The following is a 12,658-nucleotide window of genomic DNA, read 5'->3' on the forward strand; positions in this document are numbered from 1 at the left end:
AGCAGCAGAAGAAGAAATAGATTAGGGAAATCCTCCCTGATTGTTGGTCTTTCAGGTGCCTATAACTGCAAATCAGGGAAAACTTCCCTAATATTCAGCGAATTTGCGCAAAATCGGCATATTTCAGTGATTTTTAGGGAGGTTTTCCCTAAAACGTCTATTTCGGGGCCCTAATCAGCTACTTTTTAGGGAGGATTTCCCCAAAAAGTGTATACCGCGATGATAATCGGCTATTTTCAGAGAAGTTATCTCCACGCACCCTTTCAGGAGCACAATAAAAAGCCGAGCGGCAAGCTCCCTATCCTACGTGGGCTCACTACTCAGCTTTCAATTCCATTCCCTTCAAACCTCTCCACTGTAACAACCCGCCTGCTCACCTTCCGCCCTCAACCCCGCAACCACAAGGGTTGTCACGTACTTACGGGCATCCGCTGTGAGCAGTAACAGCTCTACCGAGCTTTTAGCCGGCTCCCCTCTGACAAACTTTATTCGGGCACCGTCCAAATCCTCTTGGATGCCGGCAATCGTATACCCTTTAAAAAGCAGCCCATCAATCTCCTGCTGTTCTTTGGCATATTCCGCAAAAGCAGACATTAGACTACACCTCCGCTGATTTCTGCCTTAGAAGGAAGAGGAGCCTCCGCTGCAAAACGTTTGCGTTTCAAATATTTTCCCGAACCTGCTTTGCCGACAAATTGTTTGTCACGAATAACAAATTCACCTCGACTGAGAACAGAAACAGGCTCTCCCTTCACTTCAAAGCCCTCAAACGCATTATAATCTACGTTCATATGGTGCGTGTCCGCAGAAAGGGTTCTTTCTACAGAAGGATCAAAAATGACCAGATCAGCGTCACTACCTACTGCGACCGTGCCTTTTTGCGGATACAAGCCAAACAGCTTGGCGCTAGAGGTAGCAATAATGTCTACGAATTTGTTCAATGAGATCCGGCCTTTCTGCACACCTTCCGAATATAGAATCGTAAACCGGTCCTCGATGGTCGGCCCACCGTTCGGGATTTTGGAGAAATCGCCAAGCCCCAGATCCTTTTGTCCTTTGAAATCAAACGAGCACTGGTCAGAGCCAATCGTCTGCAAGCTGCCGCTCCATAGCGCATCCCACAGAACATCCTGATTCCACTGCTCACGCAGGGGCGGAGACCACACGTATTTGGCACCTTCGAAATTAGGCTTTTCCAGCGCCGTCTGATCCAGCACTAAATACTGTGGACAAGTCTCACCGTATACGCGCAGTCCCTTTTTACGCGCTTCAGCAATCTTCCAAGCGGCTTCCGCACAGGTCACGTGTACAACATACAGCTGAGAATCTGTCAGTTCGGTTAGATAAGCTGCGCGTCCCGTAGCTTCACCCTCCAGCTCCGGCGGGCGGGTCAGCGCATGAAAGATCGGATCAGTGTTGCCTGCGGCCAAGGCCTGCTCAACAAGATATTCAATGACATCTCCATTCTCCGCATGCACCATAACGAGCGCACCTTCTTTTTTCGCGGCTTGAAGGGTCTTAAAAAGTGTGCCGTCATCCGCCTGAAAAGTATTCTTATAAGCCATAAATACTTTGAGCGAGGTAATGCCTTCTTTCTCAATTATCTCCGGAAGCTCACCCAGTACTTTATCGTTTAATTCTGAGACCATCAGGTGGAAGCTGTAATCAATCACCGCTTTATCCTGCGACTTATGATGCCATGTATCTACGGCTTGCTGTAGCGGTTGTCCTTTGGTGGTTAAGCAAAAATCAATGACAGTGGTCGTTCCGCCATATGCAGCTGCAATGGTTCCCGTCTCAAAATCATCAGCTGTAACCGTGCCGCCAAAAGGCATATCCAGATGCGTATGAGGATCAATGCCTCCAGGAAAAACATAACACCCCGAGGCATCTATAATTTCCGCACCAGGGACATCCAAATGAAGGCCAATCTCCGTAATAACCCCGTTTTCAATCATCACATCGCCTGTATAAGTATCTGCTGCGGTAACGATGATGCCATTTTTAATAATCTTTTTCATCCTTACACCACCTCCACTTCCGAATAGGTGCCATTCAAACTCCCGATCACTTTCTGCCGCTGGTTCCAGGTCAGTGGGGCTGCCCCGGTATCGACTGGAACCATATCGATCGCGCCGTCTGCTGGACAGACAATAGAACAAAGATTACAACCTACACAATCTTCCTCGCGGACCTGTAGAATAGCTTTCCCATCTGCATTAGTTAACATATCAATACACTGATGTGAAGCATCTTCGCAGGCAATATGGCATTTATTACAGTTAATGCAGTTGTTCTCATTAATACGGGCAACGACCTTATAGTTGAGATCCAGATCACCCCAGTTGGAGTACCGGGATACCGATTTACCGATTAACTCTGTTACGGAAGCCAAACCTTTGTCATCCAAATAGTTGTTCAGGCCATCGATCATTTCCTCCACAATCCGGAAGCCATGATGCATGACCGCTGTACATACTTGAATGCCCGTTGCACCCATCAACATGAATTCAACAACATCCTGCCAGGTCGAAATCCCTCCAATACCGGAGATAGGAATGCCGACTCCCCGGTCACGGGCACACTCGGCCACCATACTAAGCGCAATTGGTTTCACAGCCGGCCCGCAGTAACCGCCATGCGCACCCTGACCCCCAACATTCGGAATGGTGTTCCAGCTATGAATATCTACACCAGCAAGACTGTTGATCGTGTTGATCATACTAATCGCGTCCGCTCCACCCTTAACCGCATGGCGGGCAACGACGGTGATATCCGTAATATTAGGCGTCAGCTTCACAATCACCGGGGTCGTCGCAACTTCTTTTACCCAGGTGGTCTGTGCCTGCACCAGATCAGGCTGCTGCCCCGAAGCAGCGCCCATTCCACGCTCAGCCATCCCGTGCGGACAGCCAAAGTTAAGCTCCAGACCGTCTACACCCACATCCTCTACCCGCTTAACAATCTCATGCCATTTATGCTGCGTTGGTTCTACCATCAGGGAGGCTATAATCGCATGATTCGGGAATCTTTTTTTCGTTTCATAGATTTCCTTCAGATTAACTTCAAGCGGACGGTCGGTGATCAGTTCAATATTGTTAAAGCCCGCAACCCGTTGCCCATTGAAATTTACTGCCGCAAAACGCGATGAGGTATTAATGATCGGATCGCCGAGCGTCTTCCACACCGCCCCGCCCCAACCTGCTTCAAAGGCCCGCTGCACTTGATAACCTGTATTCGTAGGCGGCGCGGAGGCCAGCCAGAACGGATTCGGTGATTTGATTCCTGCGAGATTAATACTTAAATCTGCCATTGATGTTCCCTCCCTGTCATGTAAAATCCAATATGATTTCTACGCTCAGCCCGCAGATCTAACAACGACCTCCTGCTGGCCTGAGAATTGTTTAACAATCGCATGGGCTGCATCTTTTCCCTGCTGTGCCGCTGATACAACCATGGCCTCGCCTTTACCTGAACCAAATATGATGTCCCCAGCGGCATAAATCTGCGGATCGGAGGTTTGGCAGGTGACCTCATTCACCCTCACAACCCCACGGTCATGCATAAGACCTAAGGAATCTATTAGATCCAGACGACGCTTTTGACCAATAGCTATTACAACTGCATCTACAGGAATCAAGAACTCAGAACCCTCGATCGGCATAGGTATTGGACGCCCATCTTTGCCCAGCTCCTCCGTCAGCTTCATCTGCACACATTCCAGTGCAGTTACATTCCCAAGCCCATCACCCACGATACGTTTCGGTAAGGTAAGCCAGTTGAACTCCACACCTTCCTGCTTCGCAAATTCATATTCAAAGTCATAAGCCGTCATCTCTTCGCGGGTCCGGCGGTAGACCATTTTCACATTGGTGGCTCCCAGCCGCACTGAGCAAGTCGCTGCATCAATAGCCGTATTCCCTGCACCAATGACAGCGACCCGCTGACCCATCAGCTCTAGTAGAGGAATGCCCGTCTTAGTGGATTCTACGAGCGCAATAGCATCATAAACTCCAGCCATTTTTTCACCCTCAATCCCTATTGGAGGCACATAACCCATACCCGCTGCCAAAACGATGGCATCATAATTCGACTTCAGCTCATCTACAGAAACATCTACTCCGACTTTCACACCTGTACGTATTTCCACACCCAGCTTCTCTACCTGCTCTACTTCCCAAAGAGATACAGACTGCGGGAGCCGAAACGATACAATCCCATGTGTATCCAGCCCACCCGCTAACGCCTTCGCTTCGTAGATCACAACAGCAAAACCTTCACGGGCGAGTTCCCTAGCCGCTGACAATCCCGCAGGACCACCGCCGATAACGGCTACCTTTTTCCCATTAGGAATGCCAGCCTTAAATAATTGAACTCCGCTGTTCATCGCCCAATCTGTCGCATAACGCTGCAGCAGTCCGATTTGGATCGGCGCCGAGGCATCATTTAACACACAGGCGCCTTCACACAGCTCATCTGTAGGACAAACACGAGCACAGCTGGCACCCACAGGATTGGAATCCATAATCGTCTGTGCCGAGCCTTTCAGATTGTCAGTGGCGATCCGTTTGATAAAGGAGGGAATATTAATGCTGGTCGGACATGCTTTTATACATGGGGCATCATAGCAATATAGACAGCGATTGGACTCATCCATGGCACCTTTATGGGTCAGAGGCGGCTCAGCCTCGGCGAAATTACGCATGAACATATCAGGTGTAAATGCTGTTAACGGAGAAGAATGCTCCATCACTAGTCCCTCCTTATGGGTAATTTTTCATATTTGTGTTATATAATATAACATTATTTCAAGTTTTGTCTGAATATTTTGCTTACATCTTTTAATTATTGTAGTAATATAAGCTTTAACAGAAATTATCTCTCAACGTTCTCCCTGATTAGGTTATATATACTGACATCCGTTAATCAAACTATAGTCATTTCGAATTTTCGTTGCATTAGACACTTTGTCTAATTTCAAAACTGTATTTTTTACGTGTGAGAATAGGCTGAGAATAACAGGGCATTAACCGAAGGCCAGAGCGCAGAAGATCGAGGGGGAGTAACTATGGACTGGGAGCTTGTATTAACCATTCGTGACGCTTTAAAAAGACCACTATTCGCAGAAGCCGAGGTGATCGGCGGGAAAAGCGGCCTAAGCCGTGCCATTCGCTGGGTGCATGTGCTGGAAAGTGCCAACTTCGAGACTCTGATTCATGGCGAAGAAATGATTTTGACTACGGGGATTGGTGCAAGTGTCGATCTCCCTTCCTCCTTGGAGTTTATGCAGAACCTGATCGACAAAAATGCAGCTTGCCTATGTATTGAGTTAGGTACGTATTTCAGCACCATCCCGCAAGAGATGATCGAATTAGCCGATAGGCATGACTTTCCGCTAATCATCTTCACCCGCACGGTTCGTTTCGTAGATATCACGTTGGATCTTCATTCGATTATCATCAACCGGCATCACCGGATGCTCCAAGAACTTGAAAAAATCTCACGTGAATTCCACCGTCTGACCTTAACTTCACAAGGAACGCTGAAAGTGCTGCAATTATTGTGCAAAAGCACCCGCACACAAATTGTCTATATGCAGCTGCAAGGCAAACCCTTATTTTTCCCGGCCCTTTCGCCGGAAGAGCAGGCTCCATTGCTGAATTTTTTCACCGCCTTCGGCGACGAGCTGGAAGGAATTCAACCTGACGCTGCCCCCTATATCCGGGAATATGGACAGAAGACCATCGCGCTCAAGCCTGTAGGTGCGCTGGATCAGACCTGGGCTTACATTCTGATGGTATGCAATCACAAACCACAGGAATTCGACTGTCTGCTGCTGGATTCCGCCTCTTTGTCCATTGCTCAGGAGCTGCTGCGAACCCGGTATATGGAGGAGCGCAAGCTTTTTTCAGAAAATCTATGGGTCGACGAGCTGATCAATGGCCGCATCGAAGATGATAACCGCTTAAAGGGCCTGATAGGCTCTAATTTCAACGTGGTCAACGAGCTCCCTTACCGTGTATGCCTTATAGAGATCAAGAACCCCAGAGATGTAAAATGGAACAGCTCGGAGAACGAATGGGAGTCCATCACCTTCCACCTTTCGCTCATCCTGCGTTCCATCTTTGAGAAATATTCTTTACGTCCGCTGATCACCCTTAAGAACAATCGCCTCACCGTCATCGCCCTCGACATCCAATCAAAAACGCCTGGCAAAATGCGACTTCAACAAGCACTTGAGGCCCTGCAGAACATCCGCTCCGATGAGAAACTCAAGGATTTGCAGCTCGTCATTGGAGTCAGTAAATCACATAAGCGCCTAAAACGAGCCTATTCCGGTTATCAGGAAGCCCTACAGGCATTGTCGTTATACTCCTGTTACCAGAAGTCACTGCTCTTCTATGAAGAGCTGGGTGTATTCCAGTTGCTGTTGAGCTTAAATGACGGAAAAACGTTGCAGAACTTCATTCGCAGTTATCTCGGCCCGCTAATCGACCACGACCAAACCAAAGGCAGCGAGCTGCTGCTTACCCTTCGTGTTTATCTGGATCATGATGGCTCCAAACAAATTGCCGCTCGAAACTTATTCATTGTCAGACAGTCACTTTATTATCGCCTGGACAAAATAACAGAGCTACTGGGTGAAGACTTCATGCAGCCAGAGAATCGGATCTCCATTCAAGTCGCCCTGCGCGCTTACCAATTTCTATATCCAGACAAAATCACTTTACCTAGCCCCCGTTCAGCACAGATTTAAAGGTATCGATAATAAATTCTATATCTTCATCCGTGGAGGATAACGGCGGGGCGAAGGTAAGCACATTGTTGAACCCAGCTACGGTATCGCCATTTTTGCCGATGATAAGCCCCTTGGACTTACATTCGGCAATAATTCCTTTCACAATATTCAGATCAACCGGCTTCTTACTGACCTTGTCTTCAACCAGCTCAACCCCTGTCACCAAACCAAAGCTGCGGACATCACCTACAAGCTTGTGATCAAGCAGCTCGGTAAATTCTGTATTTATTCTTTTACCTAAAAGATCCGCACGTTCCACCAGCTTCTCCTGCTCGATAATCTCCAGATTACGCAGCGCCAGCGCACAGGAGGCAGGGTTGCCACCAAAAGTATTCACATGGCGAAAATGGCCATAGTCATCGCTATTGTCCTTAAATACCTCATAGATATCCTTACGAACAGCAGTCGCGGATAAAGGAAGATAAGCGCTAGTCAGTCCCTTAGCCATCGTTACGATGTCAGGCTTCACATTAAAGTTGTGATGACCAAACTTACGTCCAGAACGTCCGAATCCACAAATCACCTCATCCATAATGAGCAACACACCGTGCTTACGGCAGATTTCCTGCACCCGATCCAAATAAACCTGATGCGGTACAATGACGCCACCACCCGTAATTACAGGCTCCATAATCACCGCAGCTACCGTCTCCACGCCTTCCCAGATGATCATATCCTCTATGGACTGTGCACACTGGAGGTTGAATTCTTCCACAGTCATCCCGGCCGGGCGGCGATAGCTGTCCGGGGGAGCTACATGCAGAAACCCACCCGCCAGCGGTTCATATTTATATTTGCGCTGGGCCTGGCCTGTTGCAGATAATGCACCAAGCGAACTGCCGTGATATCCACGATAACGGGCAATGAATTTATGGCGATAATGCTGGCCGATTTGCTGCTGGTACTGGCGTGCCATTTTGAAAGCAGCCTCATTGGCTTCCGATCCACTATTGGAAAAGAAGATCACGTAGTCGTCTCCGAGCCATTCATTCAGCTTCTCCGCCAGCGCAATCGCCGGGAGATGACTTTGTGTCAGAGGAAAATAAGGCAGGGTCAGCAACTGATTGTAAGCAGCTTCCGCCAGCTCCTTGCGCCCGTATCCCACATTTACACACCATAAGCCAGACATCCCATCCAAAAATCGATTGCCCTGTATATCCGTAATCCACGACCCACTCGCCGAGGCGGCAATCATAGGCGGATTCTTTTCACTATAAGGCGTAATGTTGTGCCATAAATATTCCTGATCCTTCTTCACCGCAAGCTCGCTATCGTTCCCCAGACTCTGCATAACATTTTCTCCTCTCAGCAGCTCATTTTCTCTAATAACGGGCAGTGATCATCTTTTTACGCGTATAGAACTCCACCCCATCACGCCCATTGGCATGCAGGTCTCCATAGAACGATTTCTTATAACCCGAGAAGGGGAAAAATGCCATGGGCGCAGGCACGCCCAGATTCACACCCAACATCCCTGCATCAATTTCTTCCCGAAATTCACGAACCGCCTTTGCGCTGTCTGTATAAATACAAGCCCCATTCGCGAATGGGGACTGATTCGTTACCCCAATCGCTTCACTCAGACTTTTCACACGAATCACTGACAATACCGGTGCAAAAATCTCATCCTTCCAGATGGTCATTCCCGGCTGTACATGATCAAATATCGTCGGCCCGATAAAATAACCCGCACCACCCGTAGCAGCATCCTTCCGCCCGTCTCTCACAAGCTTGGCTGCCTCAGCTTCACCAGTCTCAATGTAATAAAGCGTCCGCTCCTTATTCGACTGGCGAATTACCGGACCCAAAAACACCCCGTCATCGGCGCCATTACCAATCTTAAGCTCATCCGCAGCCGCAGCCAGACGGTTCACTAGCTCGTCAGCGATATCCTCATGAACCACTACGACCGAGCAAGCCATACACCGCTCACCTGCCGAGCCAAAGGAGGCCGCAATGATATTTTTGACCGCATTGTCCAGCTCCGCATCAGGCAGCACAATCGAGTGATTCTTAGCGCCTGCCAATGCCTGAACCCGCTTCCCTTGCGCCGTCCCTGCCTTATATACATATTCCGCAACCGGCTGCGAACCCACGAACGAAATCGCCTTCACTTCATCATGCTCCAGCAGCCCATTCACAACCTCGTGTGCCCCATGTACCACATTCAGCACGCCAGGCGGGAAACCCGCTTCGGCAAATAGCTCGGCTAACCGATTAACCAGTAACGGCGTACGCTCGGAAGGCTTTAGCACAAAGGTATTTCCACAAGCAATGGCAAGCGGAAACATCCAGCAAGGAACCATCATCGGAAAGTTAAAAGGGGCAATTCCCCCGATAACACCCAATGGATAGCGGTACATCCCGGATTCAATTCCGGTAGCAATGTCCGGGAGCTGGCTGCCCATCATCAACGTGGGGATGCCTGCGGCAAATTCCACACACTCAATTCCACGCTGCACCTCACCTTGCGCCTCTTCCAGACTTTTGCCATTCTCCAGCGTGATCAGCTCGGCCAGCTCATGCCAATGCTTCACCAGCAGCTGTTGATATTGGAAAAAGTAGCGGGCACGACGCGGCACAGCGACCCTTTTCCACACTTGAAATGCCACTGCAGCCGCATCTACCGCCGCACCCAGCTCTTCCCTACTGGAAATAGGCACATAGGCAATCACTTCACCCGTCGCCGGATTATATACCTCTTCATCTCGCCCGGACGACGATTCTACCCAAGCTCCATTCACATAATTCTTAACTCTTTCAGCCTGCGTTACTAGGAGAGACATAGCTCGCACCTCTTTCTCTGTTTCAGATGCACTGATGGACTGCTGATTATAATAGATGACCGCCAGATCAGGCGGCCATCCACTGTAACATTTGAGCTCAACTGGTTATTTTGCCGCCATTTCTACGATTTCGTTCGTGTAAGCCTCATCTACCTTAACCGGTTCTTTAATGACACCAAATTTAAGCGAAATATCAGCAGTTTGCTGGAACGCCGCCGCATCGGTATATCCCATCTTGGCACTGTCAAAGCCTTCAGGCAGAATCAGCTTGGCAACCTCAGTCATCATTGTCAGCTGATGTTCCTTCGTTGTACTGCCGTCTTCCGCTTGTTTCATCACACTGTCCACTGCGGCTGCAGGATCAGCAATTGCATCTTTCCAGCCTTTCAGGGAGGCACGTACAAACTTTGCCGCAGTCTCTTTGTTCTCCGCAAGCCATTCCTTATTGGCGAACAAGTTATCCTCAAGCATCGCAACGCCTTCCGTATTCATGTCGATGACATTCAGATCCTCAGCCTTAATGCCTGACTCCAACACTACTTGGTACTCGTTATAGGTCATCGCTGAGGCCGCATCGATCTGATCGCCCAAGAACTGATCCATCGTGAACCCTTGCTTCGTAAAGCTCAGATCCTTATTCGGATCGAACTTATATTTATCGAATAACGCTAATAGTTCAAACTCGTTGCCGCCCATCCAGTTGCCTACTTTTTTACCCTTAAGATCAGCGGCTGAGTTGATGCCCGCCGATTTTTTGGAAACCAGGACCAATCCGCTCTTTTGATAGATTTGCGCGATCTGCACCAGCGGCATTCCCTCTTCAAGACTCGGCAGCAAGCTGGCTACCCAACCCACACCGATATCTGCAGAGCCGCCTGCCACTTGCTGTTCCGGAACGATATCAGGCCCACCCGGCAGAATTTCTACATCCAAGCCTTCTTCCTTGTAATATCCTTTATCCTGCGCCACAAAATACCCAGCGAATTGTGCCTGCGGCACCCATTTCAGCTGTAGCTTCACTGTAACCGGATCAGCAGCCGGTTCAGTAGCAGCACTTGCGTCAGGAGCTGCTGATGCTTCAGGGGCAGTCGTAGCTTCAGCTGCCGAGTTATTATTGTTGCCACCGCAACCCGCCATTAAAGAAACACTCAACATCATCACGATTGCCAACAAACCACCACGAAATTTGCGTTTTTTCCCGTTCATCAACCGAACTCCCCCTATCGTAATTTAAGTTTGTAACAAGCACAGTATGGACAAGCATCGTGGTGCGTTTATGCATACAGCCGCGGGCGGTTTCTCTTTTCCATTCCCACTATGGCCGGATGTAATGAGGGTGAGATTAAGTACGCTGCGAAGGATGCCACTTAATGAATACTTTCTCCAGCCGCTCAACCACTAAATAGAAGAGCACGCCTGCAATTGCAGCCAGCACAATACAGGACCAGCCCAGTGGCATTTTGGCAACTTTAATGGAATTGGAGAGCAGATATCCAAGCCCCTTTGAGGAGAAAAAGAATTCCCCAACAATGGCGCCAATCATACTGGCAGTAGCATTAATCTTCAGTGCTGTAAATACATAGGGCAGACTGCTCTGAATCCGCAGATAACGGAACACTGCCGGTTTACCTGCCGCATAAGAATGCATCAGATCCAGCGCCAATGGATCAATCGCCGCCATGCCCTTATAGGCGTTGATCGCCATCGCTGCCATTGTAGTTGCTGTTACTATGGCAATTCGTGAGCCTACCCCATCTCCAAACCACAGATTCATGATGGGCGCGAGGGCGACGATGGGCACAGCATTTAGGGCGGCAACCAGCGTCAAGCTTCCACTCCCCCAGCGCGGCCAAGCCGTAGCGACTAAAGCGATCAGGAAGCCGATAGCAGAACCAACCAACATTCCCAGCACAGCTTCAGCAAGCGTGTATCCGGTATAGGACAACAACAAGCTGAAATTATCTCGCATAGTTTCGGCGATGGCTGTAGGCAGCGGGAGTTGATATTTTTTCAGATCAAAGATCTTATGAAAGAATTGAAATTCCCATAGTGCAAGAAATAACAGACCTGCCAGTACAGGCAGCAGCACCCCTGCACTAAATATCCTCTTCAGCATTCGTGAGCCGCCTCGACTCGCCGTAGCTTCCGCAGGTTTCGGAACGGCTACAGCATTCTTTTGTGTAGCCGTTAGCGCCGGCTGAGCCATTTCTTTACCAGTAGAGCCTATAAACGTGGTCTCCCGAACGGAGTTAGTTTCCATTAGCGGCTGCCTCCTTTCGGACGATATTCAGGCTGCCAAGGCGTTACCAGACGTTCTATCAGACTGATTAACCAGTAGCTTACGATCCCCAGCAAGGCACCCACAATCACCGTAGACCAGAACATATAGGTGTGAGAGCTTCCATAATAGAGATTGCGCAGCATAATTACACCAATGCCATGCTGGGCACCCATAAGCTCCACCAGAATAGCTCCAGTCACAGCAAGTGGGGCAGCTATCTTAAGTCCACCGAACAAACCCGGCAAAGCCGCTGGGAATCTGAGCTTCCAATAGACCGCCCAAGGTTTAGCCGCGTAAGAATGCATCAATTCGAGCGCTGATGGATCTACACTCCGCAAGCCGCGCAGCATGTTCAGAGCCACCGGGAAAAAGGTGATATATCCCGAAATAATAATCCGCGAGGTCTGCTCATCGCGCACAATCCCGTAGATGATGGGTGCCAACCCCAGAATCGGAATCATCTGCGAGGCAATAGCATAAGGAAAAGTTAATTGCTCTATTGTCTTCGACAAGCTCATCAGCACCGCCAATGAGGCACCTGCTACCGCTCCAATCAGGAAGCCAACGCCAGCATTACCGAAGGTCGCAGCCCCCTCCTTCAAGAGCGTGCCTCCATACTGCCATAAGGTAGCTAACACCTCATGAACATATGGCAGCTTGGACTGTGCTAACGGCGTCTCCACCACATGGAGCAACATCCAGGAAGTCCCTTCCCAGACTAGCAGCAGGCCAAAAATCCAGACGAACAACGGCAGCAGACGACCTCGCACAAAGATACTGCCCCCTTTCATC

General features: G+C 49.3%; 10 protein-coding genes. 1 reads left to right on the forward strand and 9 read right to left on the reverse strand.

Features of this window, described 5'->3' with window-relative positions; genetic code table 11:
• Positions 1-342: 342 nt before the first annotated feature.
• The 4 genes from MHH86_RS29755 to MHH86_RS29770 are packed head-to-tail and all read right to left on the reverse strand — an operon-like array spanning position 343 to position 4,750.
• Entirely contained in the window at positions 343-594 is a 252-nt protein-coding gene (locus MHH86_RS29755) for a hypothetical protein (protein WP_051491218.1), read from the reverse strand.
• Complete coding sequence (gene hydA, locus MHH86_RS29760) at positions 594-2,021, reverse strand: dihydropyrimidinase (RefSeq protein ID WP_076222359.1); 1,428 nt, start codon at positions 2,019-2,021, stop codon at positions 594-596. The genes MHH86_RS29755 and hydA overlap by 1 nt, the downstream gene beginning before the upstream one ends.
• Before the next feature lie 2 nt (positions 2,022-2,023).
• Positions 2,024-3,313, reverse strand: a complete 1,290-nt coding sequence (gene preA / locus MHH86_RS29765; RefSeq protein ID WP_076099706.1) for an NAD-dependent dihydropyrimidine dehydrogenase subunit PreA — start codon at positions 3,311-3,313, stop codon at positions 2,024-2,026.
• Between the two features lie 45 nt (positions 3,314-3,358).
• Positions 3,359-4,750, reverse strand: a complete 1,392-nt coding sequence (locus MHH86_RS29770) for an NAD(P)-dependent oxidoreductase (protein ID WP_051491219.1) — start codon at positions 4,748-4,750, stop codon at positions 3,359-3,361.
• A 318-nt stretch (positions 4,751-5,068) separates the two neighbouring features.
• On the opposite strand from MHH86_RS29770, the gene MHH86_RS29775 reads away from it, so the two are divergent.
• Positions 5,069-6,757, forward strand: coding sequence for a PucR family transcriptional regulator (locus MHH86_RS29775; RefSeq protein WP_076316143.1), 1,689 nt, complete (start codon positions 5,069-5,071; stop codon positions 6,755-6,757).
• Here the strand turns inward: MHH86_RS29775 and MHH86_RS29780 are convergent.
• The 5 genes from MHH86_RS29780 to MHH86_RS29800 all read right to left on the reverse strand — a co-directional run bounded on the left by MHH86_RS29780 (position 6,732) and on the right by MHH86_RS29800 (position 12,657).
• Positions 6,732-8,090 carry an aspartate aminotransferase family protein gene (locus MHH86_RS29780; protein WP_076105053.1) on the reverse strand — a complete coding sequence of 453 codons (1,359 nt, stop codon included), beginning with the start codon at positions 8,088-8,090 and terminating at the stop codon, positions 6,732-6,734. The genes MHH86_RS29775 and MHH86_RS29780 overlap by 26 nt on opposite strands.
• A gap of 31 nt (positions 8,091-8,121) precedes the next feature.
• Positions 8,122-9,585: a CoA-acylating methylmalonate-semialdehyde dehydrogenase gene (locus MHH86_RS29785; RefSeq protein WP_036682059.1), complete on the reverse strand. Its 1,464-nt coding sequence runs from the start codon at positions 9,583-9,585 to the stop codon at positions 8,122-8,124.
• A gap of 105 nt (positions 9,586-9,690) precedes the next feature.
• The gene (locus MHH86_RS29790) at positions 9,691-10,791 is read right to left on the reverse strand and encodes an ABC transporter substrate-binding protein (protein ID WP_076105055.1); all 1,101 of its coding nucleotides are present in this window, start codon (positions 10,789-10,791) and stop codon (positions 9,691-9,693) included.
• Between the two features lie 136 nt (positions 10,792-10,927).
• On the reverse strand, positions 10,928-11,845 hold the full coding sequence (locus MHH86_RS29795) for an ABC transporter permease (protein WP_081384300.1): 918 nt from the start codon (positions 11,843-11,845) through the stop codon (positions 10,928-10,930).
• Positions 11,845-12,657, reverse strand: coding sequence for an ABC transporter permease (locus MHH86_RS29800; RefSeq protein ID WP_051491222.1), 813 nt, complete (start codon positions 12,655-12,657; stop codon positions 11,845-11,847). The genes MHH86_RS29795 and MHH86_RS29800 overlap by 1 nt, the downstream gene beginning before the upstream one ends.
• Between the last annotated feature and the right edge of the window lies 1 nt (position 12,658).

Source organism: Paenibacillus sp. FSL F4-0097 (genome assembly GCF_038593125.1).
In the GTDB taxonomy this organism is placed as follows: Bacteria; Bacillota; Bacilli; order Paenibacillales; family Paenibacillaceae; genus Paenibacillus_AQ; species Paenibacillus_AQ odorifer.

Coding starts and splice junctions, on each gene's coding strand:
- MHH86_RS29770 (WP_051491219.1), bottom strand. CDS start 4,750: ATGGAGCATTCTTCTCCGTTAACAGCATTTACACCTGATATGTTCATG.
- hydA (WP_076222359.1), bottom strand. CDS start 2,021: ATGAAAAAGATTATTAAAAATGGCATCATCGTTACCGCAGCAGATACT.
- preA (WP_076099706.1), bottom strand. CDS start 3,313: ATGGCAGATTTAAGTATTAATCTCGCAGGAATCAAATCACCGAATCCG.
- MHH86_RS29795 (WP_081384300.1), bottom strand. CDS start 11,845: ATGGAAACTAACTCCGTTCGGGAGACCACGTTTATAGGCTCTACTGGT.
- MHH86_RS29780 (WP_076105053.1), bottom strand. CDS start 8,090: ATGCAGAGTCTGGGGAACGATAGCGAGCTTGCGGTGAAGAAGGATCAG.
- MHH86_RS29755 (WP_051491218.1), bottom strand. CDS start 594: ATGTCTGCTTTTGCGGAATATGCCAAAGAACAGCAGGAGATTGATGGG.
- MHH86_RS29775 (WP_076316143.1), top strand. CDS start 5,069: ATGGACTGGGAGCTTGTATTAACCATTCGTGACGCTTTAAAAAGACCA.
- MHH86_RS29785 (WP_036682059.1), bottom strand. CDS start 9,585: ATGTCTCTCCTAGTAACGCAGGCTGAAAGAGTTAAGAATTATGTGAAT.
- MHH86_RS29800 (WP_051491222.1), bottom strand. CDS start 12,657: ATGAAAGGGGGCAGTATCTTTGTGCGAGGTCGTCTGCTGCCGTTGTTC.
- MHH86_RS29790 (WP_076105055.1), bottom strand. CDS start 10,791: ATGAACGGGAAAAAACGCAAATTTCGTGGTGGTTTGTTGGCAATCGTG.